The organism is Halorussus gelatinilyticus (genome assembly GCF_023238445.1).
Lineage (GTDB): Archaea > Halobacteriota > Halobacteria > Halobacteriales > Haladaptataceae > Halorussus > Halorussus gelatinilyticus.
On sequence record NZ_CP096658.1, the window covers coordinates 1,403,216 to 1,427,121 of the forward strand.

At 66.2% G+C, this 23,906-nt stretch carries 21 protein-coding genes; 8 read left to right on the plus strand and 13 right to left on the minus strand.

Translation table 11 applies throughout. The annotated features are described in order from the left end of the window. Window positions 1-127 precede the first annotated feature (127 nt). Both M0R88_RS07295 and M0R88_RS07300 read left to right on the plus strand, forming a co-directional pair. The gene (locus M0R88_RS07295) at window positions 128-883 is read left to right on the plus strand and encodes a creatininase family protein (RefSeq protein ID WP_248656279.1); all 756 of its coding nucleotides are present in this window, start codon (window positions 128-130) and stop codon (window positions 881-883) included. Window positions 884-1,003: 120 nt separating this feature from the next. Further along, window positions 1,004-2,566, plus strand: coding sequence for a Na+/H+ antiporter NhaC family protein (locus M0R88_RS07300; RefSeq protein ID WP_248656280.1), 1,563 nt, complete (start codon window positions 1,004-1,006; stop codon window positions 2,564-2,566). Window positions 2,567-2,666: 100 nt separating this feature from the next. Here the strand turns inward: M0R88_RS07300 and M0R88_RS07305 are convergent, their stop codons facing one another. Both M0R88_RS07305 and M0R88_RS07310 read right to left on the minus strand, forming a co-directional pair. Next, complete coding sequence (locus M0R88_RS07305; protein WP_248656281.1) at window positions 2,667-3,110, minus strand: DUF7979 domain-containing protein; 444 nt, start codon at window positions 3,108-3,110, stop codon at window positions 2,667-2,669. 65 nt (window positions 3,111-3,175) lie between these two features. Beyond that, the gene (locus M0R88_RS07310; protein WP_248656282.1) at window positions 3,176-3,997 is read right to left on the minus strand and encodes an IS5 family transposase; all 822 of its coding nucleotides are present in this window, start codon (window positions 3,995-3,997) and stop codon (window positions 3,176-3,178) included. A 180-nt stretch (window positions 3,998-4,177) separates the two neighbouring features. Here M0R88_RS07310 and M0R88_RS07315 point away from each other — a divergent pair, with 180 nt between their 5' ends. Both M0R88_RS07315 and argS read left to right on the plus strand, forming a co-directional pair. After that, on the plus strand, window positions 4,178-6,280 hold the full coding sequence (locus M0R88_RS07315; RefSeq protein WP_248656283.1) for an outer membrane protein assembly factor BamB family protein: 2,103 nt from the start codon (window positions 4,178-4,180) through the stop codon (window positions 6,278-6,280). Window positions 6,281-6,372: 92 nt separating this feature from the next. Next, complete coding sequence (argS, locus tag M0R88_RS07320) at window positions 6,373-8,133, plus strand: arginine--tRNA ligase (protein ID WP_248656284.1); 1,761 nt, start codon at window positions 6,373-6,375, stop codon at window positions 8,131-8,133. Here argS and M0R88_RS07325 read toward each other — a convergent pair whose 3' ends face one another. Together M0R88_RS07325 and minD are read right to left on the minus strand one after the other, a co-directional pair. Further along, entirely contained in the window at window positions 8,134-8,283 is a 150-nt protein-coding gene (locus M0R88_RS07325) for a hypothetical protein (RefSeq protein WP_248656285.1), read from the minus strand. A 42-nt stretch (window positions 8,284-8,325) separates the two neighbouring features. Beyond that, a complete protein-coding gene (minD, locus tag M0R88_RS07330) occupies window positions 8,326-10,143 on the minus strand; it encodes a cell division ATPase MinD (protein ID WP_248656286.1) in 1,818 nt (605 codons plus the stop codon). A gap of 127 nt (window positions 10,144-10,270) precedes the next feature. Between minD and M0R88_RS07335 the strand changes: the two genes are divergently transcribed. Together M0R88_RS07335 and prf1 are read left to right on the plus strand one after the other, a co-directional pair. After that, window positions 10,271-11,290 (plus strand): DUF7972 family membrane protein, encoded by a 1,020-nt coding sequence (locus M0R88_RS07335; RefSeq protein ID WP_248656287.1) that lies wholly within the window; start codon window positions 10,271-10,273, stop codon window positions 11,288-11,290. A gap of 173 nt (window positions 11,291-11,463) precedes the next feature. After that, on the plus strand, window positions 11,464-12,705 hold the full coding sequence (gene prf1, locus M0R88_RS07340) for a peptide chain release factor aRF-1 (protein WP_248656288.1): 1,242 nt from the start codon (window positions 11,464-11,466) through the stop codon (window positions 12,703-12,705). Window positions 12,706-12,716: 11 nt separating this feature from the next. Here the strand turns inward: prf1 and M0R88_RS07345 are convergent, their stop codons facing one another. From M0R88_RS07345 to M0R88_RS07355, 3 genes are all read right to left on the minus strand, one after another. Then, window positions 12,717-13,313 (minus strand): NUDIX hydrolase, encoded by a 597-nt coding sequence (locus M0R88_RS07345; RefSeq protein WP_248656289.1) that lies wholly within the window; start codon window positions 13,311-13,313, stop codon window positions 12,717-12,719. A gap of 942 nt (window positions 13,314-14,255) precedes the next feature. Continuing rightward, window positions 14,256-14,783, minus strand: a complete 528-nt coding sequence (locus tag M0R88_RS07350) for an HVO_2922 family protein (protein ID WP_248656290.1) — start codon at window positions 14,781-14,783, stop codon at window positions 14,256-14,258. Between the two features lie 147 nt (window positions 14,784-14,930). Then, a complete protein-coding gene (locus M0R88_RS07355; protein ID WP_248656291.1) occupies window positions 14,931-15,923 on the minus strand; it encodes a radical SAM protein in 993 nt (330 codons plus the stop codon). A gap of 325 nt (window positions 15,924-16,248) precedes the next feature. Here M0R88_RS07355 and M0R88_RS07360 point away from each other — a divergent pair, with 325 nt between their 5' ends. Beyond that, on the plus strand, window positions 16,249-17,355 hold the full coding sequence (locus M0R88_RS07360; protein WP_248656292.1) for a DUF373 family protein: 1,107 nt from the start codon (window positions 16,249-16,251) through the stop codon (window positions 17,353-17,355). Here M0R88_RS07360 and M0R88_RS07365 read toward each other — a convergent pair. After that, a complete protein-coding gene (locus M0R88_RS07365) occupies window positions 17,352-17,879 on the minus strand; it encodes a hypothetical protein (RefSeq protein WP_248656293.1) in 528 nt (175 codons plus the stop codon). The two genes, M0R88_RS07360 and M0R88_RS07365, sit on opposite strands and share 4 nt — an antisense overlap. Window positions 17,880-18,012: 133 nt before the next feature. Beyond that, window positions 18,013-18,855: a polyprenyl synthetase family protein gene (locus M0R88_RS07370; protein WP_248656294.1), complete on the minus strand. Its 843-nt coding sequence runs from the start codon at window positions 18,853-18,855 to the stop codon at window positions 18,013-18,015. A 144-nt stretch (window positions 18,856-18,999) separates the two neighbouring features. Here M0R88_RS07370 and M0R88_RS07375 point away from each other — a divergent pair, with 144 nt between their 5' ends. Next, a complete protein-coding gene (locus M0R88_RS07375) occupies window positions 19,000-20,016 on the plus strand; it encodes a BGTF surface domain-containing protein (protein WP_248656295.1) in 1,017 nt (338 codons plus the stop codon). Between the two features lie 41 nt (window positions 20,017-20,057). Here M0R88_RS07375 and M0R88_RS07380 read toward each other — a convergent pair whose 3' ends face one another. From M0R88_RS07380 to M0R88_RS07395, 4 genes are all read right to left on the minus strand, one after another. Then, window positions 20,058-20,672, minus strand: coding sequence for an ArsR/SmtB family transcription factor (locus M0R88_RS07380; protein WP_248656296.1), 615 nt, complete (start codon window positions 20,670-20,672; stop codon window positions 20,058-20,060). 65 nt (window positions 20,673-20,737) lie between these two features. After that, complete coding sequence (locus tag M0R88_RS07385) at window positions 20,738-22,027, minus strand: S8 family serine peptidase (protein ID WP_248656297.1); 1,290 nt, start codon at window positions 22,025-22,027, stop codon at window positions 20,738-20,740. Window positions 22,028-22,167: 140 nt separating this feature from the next. After that, window positions 22,168-23,118, minus strand: coding sequence for an electron transfer flavoprotein subunit alpha/FixB family protein (locus M0R88_RS07390; protein WP_248656298.1), 951 nt, complete (start codon window positions 23,116-23,118; stop codon window positions 22,168-22,170). Further along, window positions 23,115-23,906: an electron transfer flavoprotein subunit beta/FixA family protein gene (locus tag M0R88_RS07395; RefSeq protein WP_248656299.1), complete on the minus strand. Its 792-nt coding sequence runs from the start codon at window positions 23,904-23,906 to the stop codon at window positions 23,115-23,117. The genes M0R88_RS07390 and M0R88_RS07395 overlap by 4 nt, the downstream gene beginning before the upstream one ends.

Genomic DNA, 23,906 nt, shown 5'->3' on the forward strand with positions numbered 1-23,906 from the left:
GGGCGCGACGCTCCCGGCGATTCGACCCACCGGAATCCTGATATAGGTCGTCGCCGTCGGTTGACGCGCTTAGAACTATGATAGCACTGCGCACGACGCTCGTCGGCGGCGAGACCGGGGTGACGCGATGACGGTCTCGCTCGACTACGACGAGTACGACCTCGGGAGCATGACGTGGGAAGACGCCGAGACCGCCATCGAGGAGGCCGACTTCGCGGTCCTGCCGCTCGGGAGCGTCGAGCAGCACTCGTTGCACCTTCCGGTGACGGTCGATACGCTCCGGGCGGAGAATCTCTCGCGGGAACTGGTCGAAGCCGCCGACGACCGCGACCTCTCGATGGTCCGTCTGCCGACGCTCCCCTACGGCTACTCCGAACACCACATGAACTATCCGGGGACGGTCACGCTGATGGCCGACACGTACCAGTCGGTCCTCGAAGAGATCGGCGAGTCCCTCGCGGCCCACGGTGCCGACCGACTGGCGTTCGTCAACTGCCACGGCGGGAACCGCTCGCCGATGAAACTCGCGGCCGACCGTATCCAGCGCGACCACGGCGTCGAGGTGTACCCGATTCACTGGACTGACTACGCTCGCGACCAGTTGGAAGCAGAGTTCGGCGACGAGTGGGGTCACGCGGGCGACCACGAGACCAGCGTCGTCGAACTGTTCCACCCCGACCTCGTGCGCGAGGAGAAGAAGGAGCCACAGACCAGAAAGGCGGAGTTCGAGGCGCGTCAGTTCGCGTACTTCGACGACCTCACCGAGCAGGGCGGGTGGGGCGACCCGACGAACTCGGACCCCGAGTTCGTCGAGCGGGTCGTCGCGGACGCGACCGAGCGTATCCTCGACGCGCTCGAATCGGACGTGGACGCTGTGGAATAAGCAGTTTTGTAGAAGAACTGTAATATCTCTAGAAATGTGAAAACAATGTCGAGTTATAGCGATTTCCGTGCCACGATTGAACAACGTTTAAACTTCTGTGTGAAATACGCCGCTGTCGTAATGGCATCCGAAACGTACGGTATCATCAGTCTGCTGCCAGCACTGCTCGCCATCGTGCTGACGCTGGTCAGCAGACAGGTGTTGCTCTCGCTGTTCGCGGGCATCTGGATCGGAGCGACCATCTTGGTCGGGTGGAACCCGGTCGTCGGGGCGGCCCACTCCCTCCAGTTGGTCATCGACAACATCACCGCGTCGTTCAACAGCAAACTGCTGTTGTTCACGTTCCTCTCCGGTGCGATGCTCGGCATGATCTTCCTCTCCGGGGGCATGAAGGCTCTCGCGGAGCGCATCATCTCGCGGATTCGGACCCGCCGTCAGGCCGAACTCGGGACGAGCATCCTCGGGATGCTTATCTTCGTGGACTCGTACGCGAGTACGATGATTACCGGCTCGGTCATGCGACCCATCACCGACAAGTTCGACGTCAGCCGCGAGAAACTCGCGTACCTGCTGGACTCGACCACGTCGCCGGTCGTCAGCGTCGCGGTCGTCTCGACGTGGGTCGGCTTCGAGGTCGGACTCATCAAAGAGCAGTTTCAGGCGCTGGGCATCGACCAGAGCGCGTTCGTGGTGTTCCTCCAGAGCATCCCGTTCCGCTTCTACAGTCTGCTCGCGGTCGCCCTCGTCTTCATCACCGTCACAACGGGCTGGAACTTCGGCCCGATGAAGAGCGCCGAGAAGCGCGCGAAGGAGACGGGGAAGGTCCTCCGCGACGACGCGGACCCGCTGTTGGAGACCCGCGAGGAGGACATCGTGACGCCCGACCACGTGGACCCGCGCTGGTGGTACTTCGCGGCCCCCATCGTCGCGCTCGTGGTAGTTACGGGCCTCGGTCTGCTCACCTCCGGGGGCTGGCCGGATGTCGCGCCGGTCGAGGCGCTGAAGGACGCCGCGACGGCCGACGCCATCCTCTGGGGCGTCTTCTCGGCCTGTGGCCTACTGCTGGCCATCCTCGTCGGCCACGCACGGGTCGAGTTAGAAGCCATCAGCGACTCCATCTTCGAGGGGTTCAAGATGGTAATGTTCCCGGTCGCCGTCCTCTCGCTGGCGTGGACCATCGGCTCGGTCAGCGAGGCGCTCGGCGTCGGTCCCTACGTCGTCTCGGTCGCGCAGGGGATCATCACCGCCGAACTCCTGCCCGCGGTCGTCTTCCTCGCGGCCGCCATCATCTCGTTCAGCATCGGGACCTCGTGGGGGACGATGGGCATCATGTTCCCCGTCGCGGTGCCGCTGGCGTTCAACCTCGGGGCACCCCTGCCGGGCGCTATCGGCGCGATTCTCACCGGCTCGCTGTTCGGCGACCACTGCTCGCCCATCAGCGACACGACGGTCCTCTCGTCGATGTTCGCAGGAGCGGACCACGTCGACCACGTGAACACCCAGATTCCGTACGCGGTCCTCTGCGGGGCCGTCGCGACGGGCCTGTTCCTCGCCAGCGGCTACGGCGTCTCGCCGCCGCCGCTACTGGCGGTCGGCGTCGTCGCGCTCTCGGTCGCCGCGTACACGCTCTCGAAAAGCAATAGAGACCCGATGCCGCGGGTATTCGGTTCCGACGCGGACTGAGCGACTCCGCTTTTTCCGACGTTGGAAACTGCTGGCTCTGTTGAAATCCTATTTATTCGACATCCTTATCTCTGAAACACCTGTTGGGTACTGTGCGTATTTAGTGCCACCTTCGCCATCCAAACACGGTAATGACGATGACACCACCGAGAAGTGCAATAAGACTGCCCCAGAATTTAAAGATGGCCCACCCGTTGGCACAGTCCGAAACGAACAGAGGACTTGTTTCGTACTGCTCGCCCTGATACGTCACCACTTTCTCCGACAGGCCTTCAAGCGGAGTTGAGTTCTGGTATATCGGTGTCTCCTCAGCAGTCAGTATGTCTTGAAATACCTGTTGCTCGGTCGCGGAGAGATTGCTGTACGCGACGTGTTCGGCAGTCGGGGAAGCTGTTTCATTCTCCTCTAACTTGGTAATCGTTAGCCCATAACCGGATTCACAGGTGTCGGCAGTTTGCTGGTAAACGCCCCAGCTACCGCTTGCAACACCAACGACGAGCAAGACAAGACCGATTGTCATTACAGAACGGGCAATGGAGGGCATGAGTCCATCTGGTCTATTGCACAGTAAATACTTTCTGTCGTTAACTTCACGCTCGACACCTAACTTCAGAGTGCTTTGTTGATATTGTGAGTGAGGCAGCCGACAGCGAGTTCACGGAACTGCTTCCACCAGTGTCGTGAGCGGACGAATGCGCCATATTTCCGTTTAATGCGAGAGTTCACCGTCTCGTTCTGACTACGTTGACCGTAGAGATCGGCATTCAGCCGAGCGTTCCACGCCTTGTGGAGCGACGAAAACTCTCGGTGCTTGATGAGGGGACGAACACCAGTTTCACGGGCTAACGCGCGAATCTTCTGGTCGTCGTATCCCTTGTCGCCGAGGAGAACTGCTACTTCACCGACATTCCGCTTGATGAGCGACGGTGCGATTTTCGTGTCGTGTTTTCTGGTCGTCGTTACGTGCAAATCGAGGATGGCATTCGCTCTCGTGTCCACGAGAAGTGTGACCTTCAACTGCTGAATCGTCAACTCAGCTCGCTTCGTGTAGTGTTTTGAGGCGTGACTCCGGTCAAAGCCAGAGGCATCAATCCCGACGACACCGTTCGTCGGGAGGAGTGTAACCGAGAGGTTGAGCAGGACGCGCCAAACCGTCATATCGAGCCGATTGAACACCTTACACAACGTCGAAGGGGAGGGGAGTTCCTTGAGGCCAATCGCTCTCCGAATCCGAGGCATCTCGATGAGTTCGTCAAGAAGCGTCCGGTACGTCGTATTCTTCCGCACCTTGAGACAGAGGAGGACGATGTGTTGATGAAGTGTGTACCGCCGTTTTGAGAACTTTGAGGAGTAACGAGCGACAGCTCGCCGAGCCATGTGCATCGCTTGCTCAACGAACCGGAACAACCGCGACTTCGGGAGGGCCTGCATTCAGTCAAACTACCGGGTGAAACTGTAACGCTCCGAGGATTTCAATAGAGCCAAACTGCTATAGCGGTTCGTAGCAATCGGGATACTCGTTTAGAAAAACCGATATAGCGTCGAGCGCCGACGCTCTCCGTTCCGCGCTCGGAGAAAAATACATGTGAACTCGCCGAGACGCCCGAGACGATGAAGCGGTCGCCGACCAGACGGACGTTCCTCGCCGCCGCGAGCGGACTCGCCGCAGTCGCCGGGTCCGGCCGCGCCGCGTCGCTCGACGCGGCGCGGCCCGCGGGTCTCGGTGACGTCTCGCTCGGGAACGCGATCGACGCGGTGCCCGACCACCCGCTCGCGCCGACGGCCGACGTCGAGTGGTCCGTCGAGACCGACGGCGAGCGCCCGCTGGTGAGGCGGTCGGCGGCAGACGAGACCATCTACGTCGGGACGCCGACCGGCGTCTCCGCGTTCGCGCCGGACGGCACCGAACGCTGGCGTCGCTCGGTGGCGAGCGTCGACTCGGACTGGCCGGTCCCGGTGTACCCCGGCGACGGCGCTGTCTACGTCGAAGGGAAGGCCGGACTCCGCGCGTTCGACGCCGAGGACGGCGACGCAAAGTGGCACTACTCCGGCGACTCCGGCGTCGCGACGGGTCACGTGGACGTATCGCTGGTGACTCCCGAGACGGTCTTCCTCTCGGAGAACGGCGTCACGGCGCTCGCGGCGGCCGACGGCGAGGAACGGTGGCGGTTCGAACCGGACGACCCGTTCTGGGTTCGCCCAAAGTTCGACGGCGGCACCGTCTTCGCCGGGACGATTCGGGGCCACCTCTACGCGCTCGACGCCGCCGACGGGAGTTTGCGCTGGCACGCCGACCGGTCGGCCGACGGTCCCCCGCGCTTCTTGGTCGCGGGCGTGACCGACGAGACGGTCCTCGCGTGGGACGGCGAGGCCGGGGAACTGTACGGCTTCGACCGGGACGACGGGGCGCTCGCGTGGCGGTTCGACCCGACGACCGACTCGACCGGCTTTCCGGGCGTCGTACTGGACCGCACGGCGTACCTCGGCGACGGGCGACTCGTCCGCGCGATTTCGACCGACGGCGGCACCGAGCGCTGGCGATACGACGCCGGCGAGAACGTCGTCGGCTGGCCGCGGTTCGACGGCCGGGCCGGGTACTTCGGCACGGCCGGCGGCGTCCACGCCGTCTCGACCGACGACGGGACTCGCCGGTGGACGTTCTCGACCGGCGCGGACGCGCCGGCCTACGTCGCCGGCGTCGCGGACGGGACGGTCGTCGCGGCCAGCGAGGGCGACGCCGTCTACGGACTCGACGCCGAACGCGGCCGCCTCCGCTGGCGTTTCGGCTACACTGGCGACCCGCGGTGGTTCCCGCAAGTCGCCGAGGATGCGGTCTACGTCGCCACCGGAGCGGGCACCGTCTACGGCCTGTCGCCGCCCGACTCGACGCCGCTCTACGACGCCTACCGGACGGTCGCCTCGCCCCTCGGTCTCGGGGTCGGCGGCCTGTTCGCCGCCGCAGTCTCGGTCGCGGCGTACCGCCACCGGGAGCGCCGAAGGCGGACGCGCGACGAGGCAGACGCGACCGACGAGACCGCCGACCGCTCGCTCGCGGACTACGACCTCGGCGAAGCGGTCGCCGAGTCGGACAGCGTCGCCGGGTTCGACCGCACCGCGGTCCTGACCGCCCGAAACCCGGCGGACGAACCGGTCGCGGTGATGCGTTTCGAGGCGGACGCGCTCCCCGACGCGGCGTTCGCCGGCGCGGTCGAGACGTGGGCCGACCTCGACGTCCGGGGCGTCCTCGCAGTCCGGGCGTGGGATAGCGACCCGGTGCCGTGGGTCGCCACCGACCCGGTGGACGCCACGCTCGCGGACCGCGCGGCCGACCTCTCGACGCCGGACCTCGCTCACGCGCTCGCGGACGCCGCCGAGGCGGTCCACCGCGCCCATCGCGCCGGCGTCCTCCACGGCGCGCTCTCGGCCGAGACGGTCTGGCTCGCCGACGGCGAGGTCCGGGTCGGCGGGTGGGGACTCGCCGCGGCGCGCCGCGGCGAGTCCGGGGACGGTGAGACGGGAGCGAGCGAATCCGGGGCTGGCGAGCCGGAGAACTCGGCCGGAGCGTCGCCGGAGCCGGACGTCTCCCGCCTCGCCGAAATCGCCGACGAACTGCTACCGGACGACGTGCTGACCGACGATTCGGGGAATCTACTCGACGGTCGGGACTCCGCGCTCGAACTCGCCGACGCGCTTCGCTGGGCCGTGCGGGAGTGAACGCCCGTTCCGAGGCCGTCCGGTCGGGTTTCAGAACGCCTCGCGCACTTCAGAAACCCATTTACCCGCCGGTCGAAAACCATCCGGTAACGATGTATCTTCAGTTCCGCGACGACGTGGAGGCGGCTCTGACCTCCGCACTCGAAGCGCTCGACCTCCCGACAGACGACCTCGGCGTCGAGGACCCGCCGGAGGGCGTCGAGGCCGTACTTGCTTCCAGCGCGGCGTTCCGACTCGCGGGCGAGGTCGGCGCGCCCCCGCCGCAGGTCGCGGGCCAGCTAGCCGACGAGATAGACGCGAGCGAGTACGACCTGATTTCGGCCGCGACGGCGCAGGGTCCCTACGTCAACTTCGCGCCGAGCGACGCCTACTACGAGGGCACCGTCGAGGAGGCCCAGCGCACCGACTTCGGCCATCTCGAACCGACCGGCGAGGAGGTCGTGGTCGAACACACCAGCGCGAACCCGACCGGCCCGGTCCACGTCGGCCGCGCCCGCAACCCCATCGTCGGCGACGCCGTGGCGCGGGTCCTCTCGTTCGCGGGGTACAGCGTGGACCGCCACTACTACGTCAACGACGCGGGCCGCCAGATGGCCGTCTTCACGTGGGCCTACGAGACGTTCGACGAGGCGGACCTCGATTCCGACCCCGAGCGCGACAAGGACGACTACGACCTCGTGCGCTACTACCGGAAGGGCAACGACTTCCTGGAGAACGGCGACCCCGACGAGGTCGAGGAAGCCGAGGCCGAGATTCAGGACATCATGCAGGGCCTCGAAGCGGGCGACGAAGCGACCTACGAGCGCGTCCAAGAAGTGGTCGATACCGTCCTCGGCGGGATGCGCGAGACGCTGGACCGCCTGCCCGCCGAGTTCGACGAGTTCGTCAAGGAGACCCGTTTCCTCCGCGACGGGTCGGCGGACGACGTGGTGGCTCGCCTGAAGGAACTGGACGAGGCCGTCTACGAGGACGAGGCGTGGCAACTCGAACTGGACGAGTTCGGCATCGAGAAGAACTTCGTGTTCCTGCGCTCGGACGGCACCACTCTCTACGCAACCCGCGACCTCGCCCACCACGAGTGGAAGTTCGAGGAGTACGACCGCGCCGTGACCGTCCTCGGCGAGGACCACAAGCTACAGGCCAGTCAGATGAACGCCACGCTCGACCTGCTGGGCAACGACACCGACCAGTTACAGCAGGTCATCTACTCCTACGTCAACCTCCCCGAGGGGAAGATGTCCACCCGCGCAGGCACCGGCATCGACCTCGACGACCTGCTCGACGAGGCCATCGACCGCGCCCGCGAGGAGGTCGAAACCCGACTGGACGACCGCATCCGCGACGACGACCTGACCGACGAGGACGTCGAGCGCATCGCCGAGCAGGTCGGCATCGGCGCGGTCCGCTACGACATCGTGTCCAAGCAACCCACCAAGGCCATCACCTTCGAGTGGGACCGCGCCCTCGACTTCGAGGCCCAGAGCGCGCCCTACGTCCAGTACGTCCACGCTCGCTGTTGTGGCATCTTGGACGAGGCCGGACTCCGGACGGCCCCCGACTCCTTCGACGCCTCCCTGCTCGACACGGAGGCCGAGCGCGACCTGCTGGAGGTCGTCGCGCGCTTCCCCGCCGTCATCGAGGAGGCCGCCGAAGACCTCGAACCGCACGTCGTCGCCACCTACACCCGCGAAATCGCCGAGACGTTCAACACCTTCTACCGCGAATGTCCGGTCCTGTCCGACGACGTCGACGACGACCTGCGCGACGCCCGCCTCGCACTCGTCGCGGCGTCGAAGCACGCGGTCGGCAACTCCCTGCAAGTGCTGGGCGTCGCCGCGCCCCGGTCGATGTAATCACGCCGGGAGCGCGACGCTTCCCCCGATTCCGACGCCGACCGATATCACCTGTCCACCGACGAATAGGATAGCCCCCGCGCCGACTCCCAGCGCCAGAATCACGAACAGCAGTATCCACCAGAACGGAACCGCGGTATCGTCTGCCATGCTGATACGTTCCGCCGCGAAGCACCTTATGACTTCGCGCCGTCACTTGAACAACGAGCCGATGCGACCCAGCATGCCGCCCTGTTCCGATTCGTCGTCCGGCCCGTCGGCGTCGTCGGACTCGGGACTGCCCTCCGCCGACTCGTCGTCGGCCCGCGTCGCGTCCGCGATGGCGTTCTGCGCGTTCTCGTCTCGGCCGCGCGTCTCGAAGGGGACGCCCTCCTCGTCGCCGCGCTCGCTCACTGGGTCGCCGCCGTCGTCCGCGGGCGGGTCGCTCTCGGCGCTTTCGGTCGAATCCTCGCCACCGGGAGCGAGCGACTCCTCGCTTCCGAAGGGGACGCCGTCCTCGTCGCCGGGCGTGTCCTCGCTCGCGTCGGTCCCTTCCTCCGCCTCGGTCTCGCGCTCCGTCGCTTCGCTCGCCGCGCTCTCGTCGAGTGCGCCGAGCGCACCTTCGTCGCCCGCGTCGCGGGCGTTCCCACCGTCTTCGGGGGAATCGCCGCCCTCGGACGCGAAGTCGTCGCTCGCGGCGAGCGGGTCGTCTTCACCTGTGGTCAGCGGGTCGTCTTCGTCCGTGGCGAGTGGGTCGTCCCCGCTCGCGGCGAGTCGTTCGTCGCTGATGTGCTCGCTGATGAGGTCGTCCACGCTCCGGGCCTCGCCGGTCTCCGAGGCGTCGTCGGCCCCGTCGTCCGCCGCGGAATCGGCGGACCGGTCTGCGCCCGGAGAGTCGGCGGCGTCCGGCGATTCGCCGGACGCCGCCGACTCATCCGCCGACGCGCCTGCGGACTGACCTCCCGACTCGCGTCCGGACTGCCCGCCGAACAGGGCGTCGGCGTCGCCGCCGGAGGCGTCGCCGAGCGCGTCCCGGACGTTCCGCGCGGCGTCGGCGCTGAGCGGGTCCTCGGAGGCGTCTCCGTCCTGTTCGACGGGTGCGGCCGCCGGACCGGCGTCCTGTGGGTCGGCGGCGTCCTGTGGGTCGGCGTCCTGTACGTCGGCGGCATCCGACGAGGGGGCGTCCGACGGGGCGGCGTCAGGTGCTGGCGCGTCTCTCGACCCCATCTCGAACGGTTCGGTCTCGGCGGCGTCGGCGCTCTCGTCGGTCTCGGTACTCTCGCCGGTCTCGTCGTCGGCGCTCGCGTCGAGTTCCGGGTCGGGGTCGGCCTCGCCGGTCAGCACCGCCGCGAGGTCGCGGTACGCCTGTCCGGCGGGCGCGTTGGGCGCGAACGCGGCGAGCGGTCGCCCGGCGTCGATGCCCATCGGGACCGCCTCGTCCTGCGGGACGACCGCGAGGACGTCCGTACCGAGGGTCTCTTCCACGTCGTCGGCGTTCAGAATGTCGCTGCTGCGCTGGGTCAGGACCGCGCCCCGGACCGCGGTCTCGACGCGCTCGGCGAGTTCGCCGGTCTTGGCGGTGTCTCGGACCGAGGCCACGTCGGGGGTCGCCACCAGCAGGACGGCGTCGGCCAGCGCCAGCGGAACGAGGGTGTCGTAGCTGACGCCGGCACCCGTGTCCAGCAGGACGTAGTCGTACGCCTCGCGGAGCGAGGCCACGACGCTCTGCAAGTTCGCGGGGTCGGACTTGACGAACGCTTGGATGTCGGTCGCGCTCGGGAGGACGTCGATGTCGCCGGGCGCTCGGTAGACGGCCGCCTCGAAGTCGGCCTCGCCCGCCAGCACCTCGTGGAGCGTCGGCGTCTCTATCTCGAAGTCGAGGAAGTCGGCGAGGTTCGCCATCCCCAAGTCGGTGTCCACGACGACGACCGAATGACCCCGGTCGGCCAGCATCGCGCCGAGGTTGATGGCGGTCGTCGTCTTCCCGACACCTCCTTTGCCGCTCGCTATCGCGTATACCGTGTCGGACATGATACTCGTTGTCCCAATCGAACCATGACACGCATATAAAGTTAGTCCGTCAGCGGCGACACTTTCGGCCCGGTTGCGTCGGGTGGCCGAAGTATTCAACCGGCTTCCGGCCCAGATTGTGACAAGAATGGGGGAGACGACCGACGGCGATTCGTCCGACGAGTACACCTTTCCGCAACTCAGCAACGGTCTCGGCTCCGTGCTGAAAAATCCGTTCGAGTGGTTCTTCCTGCTGGAGAACCGGGTCGTCATCGCCGGCATGATACTAGTCGCTTTTCTTATGTTCTTCCTCGCCATCGAACTGCTCATCGGGATGGCCCACGAGCAGATGGTCCCGCTGTTCTACATCTTCAGTTCGCTCATCGGCGGGAACCTGACGCTCATCACCATCGTCCTCTCCATCAACCAACTGGTCATCTCCCAGCATCTCAACTCGCCGGGCGGTCTCCGCGAGGAGATTCAGGGCGTCAACGAGTACCGCAACTCCGTCGAGGAGACGCTGACCCGCGAGGTCGCGCCGGTCACGCCCTCGGACTTCTTGGAGATGCTCTTGGAGAGCACCCAGCAGTGCGTCGAATCGGCCGACGAGCAGACGGACGAGATTACCGACCCCGACGCCGCCGAGGCGCTGTCCGACCTCCTCGACGACACGATTCGGACCATCGAACACTCCAGACGGGTCCTCGAACGGAGCGACGTGGGCCTGTTCAACGCGCTGTCGGTCACGCTGAAGACCAACTACTCGCAGGAAATCTACCGCGTCCGGGACCTACAGACGACCCACGAGGAGTTGCTCACCGAGGATATCGACGACCACCTCGACGAACTCGTCGTCCGCATCCAGCAGATGGACGTGGCCCGCCAGTACTTCAAGACGCTGTACCTACAGGACGAACTCGCCTACCTGTCGCGGGTGTTACTCTACGTCGGCGTCCCCGCCGAACTCACCGCACTCACGATGTTGCTGGTGTTCGCGGCCTCGACGCAACCGATTCTCGCTCCCTCCACGCTCGCGGTGGTCGTGCCCGTCGCGATCTGCATCACGGCGGCACCACTGGCGATTCTGTTCGCGTTCGTGATTCGAGTCTCTGTCGTCGCCCAGCGCACCGCCGCCATCACCCCGTTCACGACTTCCTCGCAGGAGTAGGAGCGCGGACTCACGGCGTCGGCCGGGTCCGACGACTGAGATTGTGCTCGCGGACGCGACCCTCGCCGTTCTCCCTCGAAAGCGGCTAACCGGCCTCGTCCGCGCATCCGCGTTCGATACACGGCGAGTGTATGCAAAGGTTACTTACCCTCTGGCTAGCCTAGAACGTCCTAATGAGCGAGCAGGAAGGCGAGCAGTCCGACAGGAAAAAGTACGAGTTCCAGAAGGTCATCGAGGACCTGAAAGACTACGAAGGGTCGGGGACTCAACTCGTCACTATCTACATCCCGCCGGACAAGCAGATAAGCGACGTGGTCGCGCACGTTACCCAAGAGCACAGCGAAGCGAGCAACATCAAGTCCAAGCAGACCCGCACGAACGTCCAAGACGCGCTCACCTCCATCAAGGACCGTCTGCGATACTACGACGTCTACCCGCCGGACAACGGCATCGTCATCTTCAGCGGTGCCATCGACTCCGGGGGCGGCCGGACAGAGATGGTCACGAAAGTCCTCGAAAATCCGCCGGACCCCGTCCAGTCGTTCCGCTACCACTGCGACTCGGCGTTCCTCACCGAACCGCTGGAGGGCATGCTGGCCGACAAGGGTCTGTACGGTCTCATCGTCCTGGACCGACGCGAGGCCAACGTCGGGTGGCTGAAGGGCAAGCGCGTCGAACCCGTCAAATCCGCCTCGTCGCTCGTGCCGGGCAAACAGCGCAAAGGTGGTCAGTCCGCCCAACGGTTCGCCCGCCTGCGCCTCGAAGCCATCGACAACTTCTATCAAGAGGTCGCCGAGATGGCCAACGACCTGTTCGTTCCGAAGCGGGGAGAACTGGACGGCGTCCTCGTCGGCGGTCCCTCACCGACCAAAGACGAGTTCCTCGACGGCGACTACCTCCACCACGAGCTTCAGGACCAAGTCCTCGGGAAGTTCGACGTGGCCTACACCGACGAGTCGGGTCTCTACGACCTCGTCGACAACGCGGAGGACGCGCTGGCCGACGCCGAGGTGATGAAGGATAAGAACGAGATGGAGGAGTTCTTCAAACAGCTTCACGACGGCAACAAGGCGACCTACGGGTTCGAGCCGACCCGTCAGAACCTCGTCATGGGGTCGGTGGACCGCCTCCTGCTGAGCGAGGACCTCCGGAAGGACGTGGTGGTCTACGACTGCGGCGAGAAAGAGGAGTACGAGTTCATCGACCAGCGCCAAGACACGCCGAGCCACACCTGCGAGGACGGGTCGGAGGTCGAGGCCGAGGAGCGCGAGGACGCCATCGAGTTCCTGATGAACATCGCCGAGCAGCGCGGGACCGAGACGAAGTTCATCTCCACCGACTTCGAGAAGGGCGAGCAGTTGCAGTCGGCGTTCGGCGGCGTCGCCGGGATTCTGCGGTACTCTACTGGCGTGTAAACGCTCTCTCCTCACTTCTCGCGCCGGTCAAGCGACCGGAGGTGCGCGACTTTCTGCTCGTACTCTCGGACGTGGCTCGGTAACTCGTCGGGACCGAACCAGTCGAGGTCCGAAACCCCGCCGTGGGCGTCGATTTCGTCTCCGGCCAGTTCCTCCCCGCCGGCGACTCGACCGGTGAACTCCACGACCGGAATCGGGAGGAGTTCGGGTTCGCCGAGGTCGAGTTCCATCAGTCGCGTCTGGAGGACGCCCGTCAACTCGCACTCGACGCCGGTCTCCTCGCGGGTTTCCCGGCACGCGGTCTCCGCCGGGCGCTCGCCCGACTCCCCGGCACCGCCGGGCGTCTCCCACTCGTCGCGGACCGGACTGTAGACGCAGAGCAGTCGGCCCTCGTCGTCGGTGACGGCCGCGCCCGCGGCGTACGGGTAGAACCGGTCGAAGAATTCGTCGTCGCTCTCCGGAAACGACGCCTCGTCGTCCGGGAGCGGTTCGACGGTCAGCGGCTCCAATCGGGGCACGTCGTCCCAGCGCGACTCGACGCCCGCGAAGACCTCCTCGGCGTGGGCCGCGACCTCGTCGCGGATTTCGGCGCGGCGATTGCTGTTCATACGTGACGTTCGTGGCCGCTAACGTATAATTCCTGACGTAGGGTTCCCTTTCGTAGGTGGCCCGAGCGTCGTCGAAGAAGTTGAATCCGGACGGCGGAAGCTCGGTTACCCACGATAGTATCGGTGATACCGCACGTAGTATCGCCGAGACTGCTGTTGAGGCTGTTTTTGGGTGCCCTGTTGCCCCTGCCTCCGGTCTTGCTGTTGTGGGGGTTGCTGGGGTTGCTCGCGGGGTTGCGGCCGTCTGCCCGGCTGTGATTCCCCCTGCTGTTGGGCTTGCTGGGGCTGTTGCTGACCGCCCTGTCGGGGGTGCTGGCTCTGTCGGCGAGGCTGTTGGTCGCTCTGTCGGCGAGGCTGTCGAGAACCCTGTTGGGGCTGCTGGTCGGTCCGTCGGGGCCGCTGTTGGAGGCCCTGTTGCGGGGATTGGCGTTGCCCACCCTGCTGACTCTCCCGGGGTTGCTGGCTCTGCTGGTGAGGCTGCTGTGATTGTTGCCGTCTGCCCTGCTGTGGCCCCATCTGCTGATGGGCTTGCTGGGGCTGTCGCTGGCTACCTCGTTGAGGCTGCTGTGGGGGCCTTTGCTGTCCACCCGTCTGCTGAGACTGGCTCTGGCTCGGTGGAGCTTCGTGCGGCGTGGAGTCCCGAGTGGAGGCGTCGGGCGTCTGCTGGATTTCCGAGGTGAATCTCCCCGTTTCGGGGTCTCGCCGCTGGTGGTGGGCCTTCTCCCGTTGCATCTGGGCGAACTCGGGGGACCGACGGCGGTCTCGCGGCTCCGGGTCCGTATCTCGACTGCGTCGTTCGGACTGCTCTCGATATTCGTCCTCTGGTGGTCGTTGACTCATAGTGTGGAACCCCCGCGGTCGGTTTTGGCCTCCGTGGCCCTCTTCGGCAGTAAAGACTCGGTATCGGCGTTCATCACTCTACTGGCCTTTTAGCGATGGCTGTCAGCGTTCGGAATCCTCGACGACCTCCGCTTCCGGCGCGTTTTGCACGACGCTCCGAAGTCCCTTCTGGGCGTTGTGTTTTCGCGTGTACCCCTCGCCGCTGGTAGCGATGACGTTCCCGTTGCGGTGGCGGAGCCGCCATCGCCACTCGTCGGCCCGGTCACGGAAGACTTCGAACCGGGCGAGCGTTTGGGACGCGTCGGCGGCTCCCACGGGTGCAGCCAGTTCGTACTCTCCGGAGGGGTCCTCGATGGGTTCCCCGGATGAGCTCTCGGTCGGAGAGTCGGCGGACTCTTCGACTTCCGGGCGGGGCCACTCCAGTTCGAGTTCCAGACTCAGTTCGTCGTCCTCGGCTTCGAGTTCGATTTCGAGCGTGATGTCCTCGGGAACCTCGACGCTGACGGCATCGGCTCCGTCGCCTAAGCGGATCGACCCCGCGGTAATCCCGTCTATCACTCCGCTCAGCACTGTCGCTACGTCGTCACGGGTGGCCGTCATCTCGGTCTCGTATTCGTCGTCTCCGGACATACCGACGACTACGCCGACATCTGTGGTAAAGCGTCGCAAAAGTATCCCGGTTCCCAGCGGGGGAAATCAAGTCGAAGCGCGCTGAGACGTACGCGCCCGGACCTCCATCAGAGATGAAGAGTCTGACAGCGTCTCCTTCACAGAAATTTACGCCAGCGGCGTCCGCTCGACGACCTGCCCGTCCACGGTCGGGTACTGCTCGACGATTTCGCCCTCCTCCACGTCGCCCTCCTCTATCATCTCCTCCAGCAACCACCACGCCAGTTCGATGTGGTCGGACTTGACGGTGTAGAACTCCTCGGGCACGCCCAACTCTTCGAGGCGGCGCTCGGGTTCCCACGTCTTGCCGTAGACCAGCGTCCCGTCGTCGGTCACGTCGTCGAACTCCCGGCGGATGTTCCGGGCCATGCGCTTCATCCGGTTGCGGTGCTGGGCGGCGTCCTTGAAGACCGAGGTACAGAAGTAGACGCGCTCGTGGTCGCCCATCGCGTCCAGAATCTCCTTCGACCCCTCGACGGCGCTCATGTGGCCGTCCTGCAGTTCGTAGCCCTCCTCCTGCATCCGGCGGAAGTTCCCGTCCGACATCTCGAACTCGTTGACGTTACAGAACTCGGCCGCGCCCTCGTCCAAGAAGTCGAGGAACTCCTCCTCGGCGCGAATGCCGGGAATCTCGAACGCGGGCGTCAGGCCCTCCTCGCGGGCGATGTATAGAATCTCTTCCCACTCGGTGCCGTGCATCTCGCCCCACAGTTCGAGCGGCGGGTGGAACCGAATCTCGTCGAGTCCGGCCTCCGAGAGGCGGCGCATGTTCTCGCGGCCGCCCGTGATGCCGGTGTAGAGGTGCGTGTGGTGGTCCTCGCCGAACTCGTCTTTGAGCAGGCGGAGGTACCGACAGGTCTTCTCCATCGCCTCCTGGGGTTCGCCGCCGGTGATGGAGGTGCCGAGCGCGTCCATGCGCTTGGCCTCCGCGAGTACGTCCTCGTCGGACTCGACTTTCCGCTCGTTGGCGTACACGTCGGTCACGTTCTTGCGGTTTTCGCCGAGGGGGCAGTAGAAGCAGTCCCGCTGGTCGCAGTAGCCGTAGACGAAGAGGACCATCTTGCCGCCTTTGGCGCACTGTTCGCAACCCTTCGATATCATTCGTTAGTAGTGGTTTATTCGTCCGACGCTGAAAAAGCGTGCGAATCGGGGAGCGGAGCGATGCGGTGGTGCTACGCCGCGCTACCGCGAGGGAGACGGCGACGCCGCCCGACAAAAAATCACGATGTCGTGCCGTCTACGCCCAGCAGTCGTCCGGCGTACACGGTTCGGGACAGCAGGTGTTGAACAGGTCGGTCAGTAGCATCGTTTGTCACCTCCAGACGGAAATAACGATGTAATAATGTAAAGATTTAAGTAATAAATGGTCGCCGGCACTGTCGAAATCCCCGAAAGAAGTTAAACCCCGGACGCATACCCCCGAGTAATGCTGTTGGTCCTCTGCGTGGACCTCGACGACGACCTCGGCCGCAAGACCGACTTCGATACCCCCGTCATCGGCCGCGACAACGTCGAAGCCGCCGCGGTCTCGTTAGCGACCGCTGACCCAGAGGACAGCGACGTGAACGTCATGTTCGAGGGCGTCCACCTCGCGGACCGCATCGAGGACGAGACCGTCGAAGTCGCGGTCGTCACGGGGACAGAGACCGGCGACGTCGCCGCGAACCGGGCGGTCGGCGACGAGGTGGACGAGGTGCTGGCCAGCCTCTCGACCCGCGAGGAGGTCCAAGCGGTCATCGTCACCGACGGCGCGCAGGACGAGAGCGTGATTCCGGTCATCCGCTCGCGGGTGCCCATCGACGGCGTGCGCCGGGTCGTCGTCCGGCAGGCACAGGACCTCGAATCGATGTACTACACCATCAAGCAGGTGCTGGACGACCCCGAGACGCGCGGGACCATCCTCGTCCCGCTGGGCATCCTGCTTCTCATCTACCCCCTCGCCATCATCTCGGACTCGCTCGGGCTTCCCGGCGCGGCGGTCTTCGGCGTCACCTCGGGCCTGCTGGGGCTCTACGTCCTCGGCCGGGGACTCGGCGTCGAGCGCCTCCTCGACCGCGCGGCCGAGAAGGCCAGAAATAGCCTCTACGCGGGCAGAGTGACGCTAATCACCTACGTCGTCGCGGCCGCCCTGCTGGTCGTCGGCGGGGTCCGCGGCGTCGAGACTCTGGAGTCCGTCGAGGCGGCGACCGGCGACGCGATGGGACCGCTCGAAGTACTGGCGGCGCTGGTCCACGGCGCGGTGACGTGGTTCACCGCGGCGGGCGTCACCACCAGCCTCGGTCAGATCACCGACGAGTATCTGGCCGACCGCTTCCAGTGGCGCTACCTCAACGCGCCGTTCTACGTCCTCTCCATCGCGCTCGTGTTGCACGCCATCAGCGCGTACTTCCTCCATCGAGTGCCGCTCGAACTCCCGCGGCTCACCTACCTCGCGGTCATGCTCACGGTCGGGACCCTGCTCGGTCTCACGAGCACGCTGGCGTTCGCCATCGCGGAGTCGCGGCGGTCCCGCCGGGCCGAGCAGGTCGGTTAGCCGTCCGTGGTCGTTCCTTCGCTCGCCTCAGTCGTCGTCTGTCTCCCCGCTTCCGTCGTCGTCTGTTCACCGGCTTCAGTCGTCGTTCGACCCGTCGTCTCCGATTCGGAGACCGGTCCGAACGTGACCTGCCATACCGGCGTCCCGCGCTGATTGACGGGCCGGAGGCTCTGGCTGAGTTCGTACACCGCCCCTTTCTGCACCTCGGCGTCGTTCGCCGGGAAGAACAGCACGCGCTCGCCGGTGTTCAGATATTTGATGACCCGCGAGTTGTACTCGCCGAACGTCCGCGCCCCTTGCGGGACGACCGGCGTGTAGTTCAGCACGTCGGAGGTCACCTCGAACCGGGCGCCGGGGTGGAAGCTCCCCGCGAATATCAGCGCCTCGTACCGTTTAGTGTCGACCTCGTCCTCGTCCTGGGCCAGCGCCACGTTCGTACCGGTTCCGATGGCCAGTCCGCCCGCGAGCGCTCCCGTCAGGAACGTCCGGCGGGAGGACTCGCCGCCGTCGAATTTCCCTGTCATGGGTTCACAACCCATAGGTGGAAGGCCGCGAACGTCCTTAAGCGACCGACGTCGTTCGATGGGTTCCGCGACGTAACGCGACGTAACGCGACGTAAATCGGCGTAATTCGGCGATGTGAGGAGAAACGACCCGCTAGTGCTCCCGGGTCACGACGAACTCTGCGAGGTCGCGGAGGTAGTCGGTCGCCGCGAGGTCGGGCGTGGCGGCCCGGTCGAGTGCCGCCAGCGCCTCGTCGGACTTCCGGTGGGCGAGGCCGGCGGCCTCGTCGGCGTCGAGGTCGGTCACCCGGACGATGGAGGGTCGGCCCATCTCGGCGTCGTGGCCGGTCGGCTTGCCCAGGTCGCCCTCGTCGGCGGTCGCGTCCAACACGTCGTCCCGAATCTGGAAGGCGACGCCGACCTTCTCGGCGTACTCGCCGAACGCCTCGACGGTGGTGGGGTCGGCGTCGGCGGCTATCGCGCCCAATTCCGCGGCGGCCCGGAACAACGCCCCGGTCTTCCGGCGGGCCAACTCCATGTACTCCTCGCGGTTGGTCGGCCGGGCGACGAGTTCGGTCGCCTCGCCCTCGCCGAGTTCGACCATCGCGTCGGCGACCGCCTCCATCGCTCGCGGGTCCGGCGAGAACAGCTCGAAGGCCTCGCCGATGAGACCGTCGCTGGCGACGATGGCCGGCGAGTAGCCGTACTCGGCCCACGCGCTCGCGCTCCCGCGGCGCGTGTCCGATCGGTCGATGATGTCGTCTACCACCAGCGAGGCGTCGTGGACGAGTTCGACGCCCACCGCGAAATCGACGGCCGCCTCCGCCTCGCCGCCGGCCGATTCGCAGGACAGAACGGTGACGGTCGGCCTGACGCGCTTGCCCCCCGACAGCGCGACGTGCCGAACCTCGTCGGCGAGTTCCGTCGGTTCGACGCGGTCGAGGACGCATTCGAGACGTTCCTCGACCATCGCCCTCCGGGACTCCGGATAATCCATTGGCCGGGACTCAGAACCGATAAAACAAGTACGTGACGATACGTGGCGTCTCCGCGTCGTCGGGTCTCGACGAGTAGCCGTAGCTTAAACCGCGGGTTAAGGTAACGTGACAGCTTTTTCGTGTCCCTCCGTCTATCGACGCGTATGTCCCCGAGCGAACTGACGAGCGACGTACCGCTGTCCGCGGTCCTCCTCGCCTTCCTCACGGTAACGTCCGGCGTCGCAGTGACGCTGGCGGTCCCGAAAGCGGCGGGTGGGACGACCGACGGAGCGGACGCGACCATCTTCACCGACGGCGAAACGTTGACCCTCGACCAAGCGCCGGACCAGACGATTCGCGGGAAGACGACGCTGGACCCCGGAACGACCCTGAGTATCAACCTCAAAGGAGAGACGTTCCTGAAGACGAACAGGGCCACGGTCACCGCCAATCGGACGTTCAACGCGAGTTTCGACATGAGCGATGTAGACCGAGGGACGTTCGAGGTGCGGGTCTACCGAAACGAGACCGTGCTGGCCGAAGCGGAGGGACGAGTGGTCTGCTCGACCGACTGCACGACGCCGACGACCTCGACCGACGAGAGCACCCAGTCGGTCGATAGTCCCGCCGTTCAAGCGGTCACGGAAGTCACGCAGAACCGAACCGCGTCCATCAAAGTGCTGTTCGGGCAGGCCGAAACCGTCTCGGTCTCCATCGGCGGACCGAACGTCAACTACGTCGTCAACGGAACCGTCCGGGACCGCGACGGCGACGGGAGTGCGACCATCCTCTTCCACACCGACCACGCGGGAACCGACGCGCCCACGCTCGGCGTCGTGGACAACGGAACGACCCGCGTCGTCGAGGCGAGTTCCGAGACCTCGCTCGACGCGCCGCTCGCGCCCGCCTCCTACAACGTGCGGCTGTACGCCGGGCCGACGACGGACGGCGAACTGGAAGCCAAAGGAAGAGTCGTCGTCTACACGGATACCAGCGGAGCGCCCAACGAGGCGTCGGCGACCGCGACGACGGTCGGAACCGTCGCCGGCGGAACCGACGCGACCGGTTCGACGCCCGACGGCTCCGGCGACCGACTGCTCGGGAGCGTCGGCCTGATAGCGACCGGCGGTCTCCTCGCGGTACTCGGCATCGGCGTCGTCCTCGGTCTCTTCCGCAACTGAACCCCCGCGACGCTCGTTTCGCGCCTCTCCTCCCTTCGCGCCTATCGGTCCATCACGAGCGCCCCGACGGCGATGACGAGGAGACACCCGACGAAGAAGACGACCCCCGGTTCCGCGAGGTCGAACACGAACCACGCGATGGTCTCGCGTGCCGTCGTCGGGTCGGCCGTCGGACTGGCCGGGCCGACCACGGTCCCCCGTCCGATTGCCGGACTCGCGAGTTGCTCGACGCCTCGTTGGACGAGCAGGCTGGCGGCCGCCAACACCCCGACGCCGCCGACCACCTCCGCCAGCGAGTTCTGGACCTGCGGGCGGATGTCGCGGTCACCGACCAGAACCAGCGGGTCGGTCGCGGGCGCGTACACCGCCATCTCGTTGCCTTTCTCGGAGTATCGCGTATCGACCTGTGCGATGAGTCCGGCCTCCTCCAAGGTCGAGAGGTGGTAGTGGAGGTTCTGGACGGACGTATCGACGCGCTCGGCGAGTTCGGAGGGCGTTCCGGGCGACTCGAATAGCGTCCGGTACACCTCGCGGCGGGTGTCGGGACCGAGCGCGTCGAGTACGTCGTCGGTCTCCTCGCCCTCGACGTCGAGGACCCGCAACTGCTCGTCGCCGCTCGCGGTCCGGTCTTGCAGTCGTTCGATGAGTCCCGACATGGCGTCTCGTTGTCGAATCCTCCGTAAAGCGACTACTAAATCCTGTCCATAGCTTAAAGCCGGCTTTAACCGGTCGCGTTGCGCTCGACGCCGACCGCCGGGAGCGGCCGGAGTCGGCCGTGCCCTGTTATCGGGTCGATTCCGGCGTCACCGACGTCGAGTGCGGTGGTCTCCATCCGTCGCTCGACCGCGCGCGGAGGGAGACCCGGCCGTTCGTCTACGACGAGTGCGGCGATGCCGCCGGCGTACGCGGTGGCGGCCGACGAGCCGACGAACCCCTCCGCGTCGGCCGCGGCCGGACTGCTCGGGGCGACGAGGTCAACCCCGTTTCGACCGTCGAACGTCGGCCCGCGGGAGCTGAACGGTTCGACTCGGCCGCTATCAGCGTCGTACGCGCCCACCGCCAGGACCGACCGGGCGCTCGCGGGCGCGACGAGGCTCCCCGCGGGCCGGACGTGCTGGAAGTCGTGAGTCGGCGACGAGAGCTCGAGACGGGCACCCGTCGCGTTCGCGGGTCCCTCGACCGTCACGTAGTAGGTCCCCGACTGGACGCGGGCGACGATGCGCTCGTTGGGCACCCCGTCGCCGGGGTACGGCGACGAGCGCGCGACGAGCCGACGCCGCTTACCGTCGGTCCAGTAGAGGTTCGCGGTGTAGTCCTGTCCGTGGTGGGCGCGGTCCCACGACAGCCACACGGTCACGTCCCGTCCGTCTCCTCTGATGTAGTTGCGCGCGTTCCCGTCGAACGCGAGCGTGCCGTTCCCGGCGGCTCGGTACCGGCCGGACCAGTGACTCTGCGCGAGATTTCCGACGGGCGCGACGAAGACGACGCCCGCCTCGGTCGCGCTCGCCGCGACTTCGGCGACGGCCGACGTCCCGTCGCCGGGCATCCCGTAGAACGAGACCGGGGCGACGACGACGTCCACGTCCTCGGCGACGAGCCACTCGACCGCGCGCCGATACCCTCTCGGGGAGTCCACGGTCGCCAGATAGAGGTCGGCGTCGGGGGCGACTCGCGCGACCGTCTCGGCCGCCGCGGTGCCGTGAGTCCCCGCACCGCCGTAGACCGACGTCTCGGAGTCGAACGCTCTGGCGTCGGTGACGCGACCGTCGAGCGTTCCCGAATCGGCGTCGAACCCGGTCACGTCCACGACGCCGACGGTTACGTTCTCGCCGGTCGCACCCGCGTCGTGGAGCGCCGAGATCGTCGGCCCGACGCCGCGGACCGCCGCGGGGTCGGCGGACTGCCCGCCCCCGGCGGACAGCGAGGCGGCGAGGAGACCCAGCCCTCCCGCGAGGACGACCACGCCGATAACGACGACCGTCAGCGTCCGCCGGAACGCGGCAGCGTTCATCGCACGGGACTGGCGACCGACGAATCAAATACGTGTCGGAACTGCAACGGCTACGGAGAAACGAAACCGGACTACTCCTCGGCGTTCGCAACCGAGACGCGTCGCGTATCGCCACGCGCAAAAATCGAGAGTAAGCGGAGTTACTCGAACTCTTCGATGAGTTCGGGCACGACCTCGAAGAGGTCGCCGACGATGCCGTAGTCGGCGATGTCGAAGATGGGCGCGTTCGGGTCGGTGTTGACGGCGATGATGGTGTCTGCGCCCTTCATCCCGGCGACGTGCTGGACCGCGCCCGAGATGCCGATGGCGAGGTAGACAGTCGGCGTGACGACCTTCCCGGACTGGCCGACCTGCCGGTTCTTCGGGAGCCAGCCGTTGTCCACGATGGGCCGCGAGGACGCCAGCGTCGCGTCGGTCGCTTCCACGAGGTCCTCGATGAGCGGGAGGTTGTCCTCCTCCTCGATACCGCGGCCGATGGAGACGATGAAGTCGGCCTCGCTGATGTCCACGTCACCGCCGCCGACCTCCTCGAAGCCGGTGACGACCGACCCGTCGTCGGCTTCGATGTCCACGTCGAACTCCGCGATTTCGGCGTCGCCGACGCCCTCGGCGGCGGGCCACTCGGCGCTCCGGATGGTGACGGCCTGCTGGTCGCCCGACACCTCGACGGTCGTCTCGACCTTCGAGCCGTACATCTCGCGGGTGACGGTCAGTCCGTCGTCGTAGTCGAGGCCCACGGCGTCGGTCACCAGCGGGAGGTCGAGGCTGTTGGCGACCGCGGGCGCGTAGTCGAGTCCGTTGACGCTGTTGGGCATCAGCAGGACCTCGGGGTCGAGGTCGGCGTGGAGCGCTTCGACCGCTTGGGTGTACACGTCGTGGTCGAACTCCTCGCCCTCCGAGACGGTGTGGACGGCGTCCACGCCCTCGCGGTTGAGCGAGTCGGCGAACGACTCGGTGTCGCCGCCGATTACGGCGAGGTGGAGGTCGCCGCCGGTCTCGTCGGCGAGGTTACGCCCGGCGGTGATGACCTCGAAGCTCACGTCGCGCAACTCGCCGCGGCGGTGTTCCGTGACGGCCAGCACGTCGCTCATTCTGCCACCCCCTTCTCGCGGAGGACTTCAGCGAGCTTCCCGGCGGTCTCGCTGGCGTCACCCTCGAATATCTCGGCGTCGCTCTCGCTCTCGGGTTCGTACATGGCGGTCAGGTCGAGGTCGCTCTCGACGGCCCCCGCATCGAGACCGAGGTCGTCGAGGCTCTTGGGCGCGATTTCCTTGCTCTGGGCCTGTCGGATGCCCCGGAGGCTGGCGTACCGGGGTTCGTTGATACCGGTCTGAATCGTGAGGACCGCGGGCAGGTCGATGTCGGTCAGTTCCTCGACGCCGCCCTCCAGTTCGCGGTGGACGTGCGCGACGTTCTCGGCTTCGTCGTAGTCGAGCGCGTTGACGACCGCGCCCCACTGGAAGCCCAATTCGTCGGCCAGCGAGACGCCGGTCGCGCCGAAGTTGTCGTCGCCCGACTGGACGCCGGTCAGGACGAGGTCGGGGTCCTCCTCCTCGACGACCGCTTCGAGCAGGGTCGTCTTGGTCTCGACGTCGAGGATGTCGGGCTCCTCCAGCGCGTCGTCCCAGACGCGGACCGCCCGGTCGGCCCCCTTCGCCAGCGCCATCCGGATGGTCTCTTCGGAGCGCTCGGGACCGACGGTCACGGTCACGACCTCCTCGGCCGGGCCGTTCTCCTTCAACTGGACGGCCTCCTCGACGGCGTAGTCGTCCCACTCGTTCAGGTCGTACTCGAGGTAGCGCTCGTCTACCTCGGTCCCCGCTATCTCGAAGTCGTCGGCGACTTCAGCGACCTCCTTCACAGTCACCAGAACCTTCAT

Excerpts from the sequence above, each read along its gene's own strand:
- M0R88_RS07300 (WP_248656280.1), top strand. The coding sequence starts at position 1,004 with ATGGCATCCGAAACGTACGGTATCATCAGTCTGCTGCCAGCACTGCTC.
- M0R88_RS07395 (WP_248656299.1), bottom strand. The coding sequence starts at position 23,906 with ATGAAGGTTCTGGTGACTGTGAAGGAGGTCGCTGAAGTCGCCGACGAC.
- M0R88_RS07370 (WP_248656294.1), bottom strand. The coding sequence starts at position 18,855 with ATGGATTATCCGGAGTCCCGGAGGGCGATGGTCGAGGAACGTCTCGAA.
- M0R88_RS07345 (WP_248656289.1), bottom strand. The coding sequence starts at position 13,313 with ATGAACAGCAATCGCCGCGCCGAAATCCGCGACGAGGTCGCGGCCCAC.
- M0R88_RS07325 (WP_248656285.1), bottom strand. The coding sequence starts at position 8,283 with ATGGCAGACGATACCGCGGTTCCGTTCTGGTGGATACTGCTGTTCGTG.
- M0R88_RS07365 (WP_248656293.1), bottom strand. The coding sequence starts at position 17,879 with ATGACAGGGAAATTCGACGGCGGCGAGTCCTCCCGCCGGACGTTCCTG.
- M0R88_RS07350 (WP_248656290.1), bottom strand. The coding sequence starts at position 14,783 with ATGTCCGGAGACGACGAATACGAGACCGAGATGACGGCCACCCGTGAC.
- M0R88_RS07295 (WP_248656279.1), top strand. The coding sequence starts at position 128 with ATGACGGTCTCGCTCGACTACGACGAGTACGACCTCGGGAGCATGACG.
- M0R88_RS07310 (WP_248656282.1), bottom strand. The coding sequence starts at position 3,997 with ATGCAGGCCCTCCCGAAGTCGCGGTTGTTCCGGTTCGTTGAGCAAGCG.
- prf1 (WP_248656288.1), top strand. The coding sequence starts at position 11,464 with ATGAGCGAGCAGGAAGGCGAGCAGTCCGACAGGAAAAAGTACGAGTTC.
- M0R88_RS07380 (WP_248656296.1), bottom strand. The coding sequence starts at position 20,672 with ATGTCGGGACTCATCGAACGACTGCAAGACCGGACCGCGAGCGGCGAC.
- M0R88_RS07385 (WP_248656297.1), bottom strand. The coding sequence starts at position 22,027 with ATGAACGCTGCCGCGTTCCGGCGGACGCTGACGGTCGTCGTTATCGGC.
- M0R88_RS07360 (WP_248656292.1), top strand. The coding sequence starts at position 16,249 with ATGCTGTTGGTCCTCTGCGTGGACCTCGACGACGACCTCGGCCGCAAG.
- M0R88_RS07335 (WP_248656287.1), top strand. The coding sequence starts at position 10,271 with ATGGGGGAGACGACCGACGGCGATTCGTCCGACGAGTACACCTTTCCG.
- minD (WP_248656286.1), bottom strand. The coding sequence starts at position 10,143 with ATGTCCGACACGGTATACGCGATAGCGAGCGGCAAAGGAGGTGTCGGG.
- M0R88_RS07390 (WP_248656298.1), bottom strand. The coding sequence starts at position 23,118 with ATGAGCGACGTGCTGGCCGTCACGGAACACCGCCGCGGCGAGTTGCGC.
- M0R88_RS07315 (WP_248656283.1), top strand. The coding sequence starts at position 4,178 with ATGAAGCGGTCGCCGACCAGACGGACGTTCCTCGCCGCCGCGAGCGGA.
- M0R88_RS07305 (WP_248656281.1), bottom strand. The coding sequence starts at position 3,110 with ATGCCCTCCATTGCCCGTTCTGTAATGACAATCGGTCTTGTCTTGCTC.
- M0R88_RS07375 (WP_248656295.1), top strand. The coding sequence starts at position 19,000 with ATGTCCCCGAGCGAACTGACGAGCGACGTACCGCTGTCCGCGGTCCTC.
- argS (WP_248656284.1), top strand. The coding sequence starts at position 6,373 with ATGTATCTTCAGTTCCGCGACGACGTGGAGGCGGCTCTGACCTCCGCA.
- M0R88_RS07355 (WP_248656291.1), bottom strand. The coding sequence starts at position 15,923 with ATGATATCGAAGGGTTGCGAACAGTGCGCCAAAGGCGGCAAGATGGTC.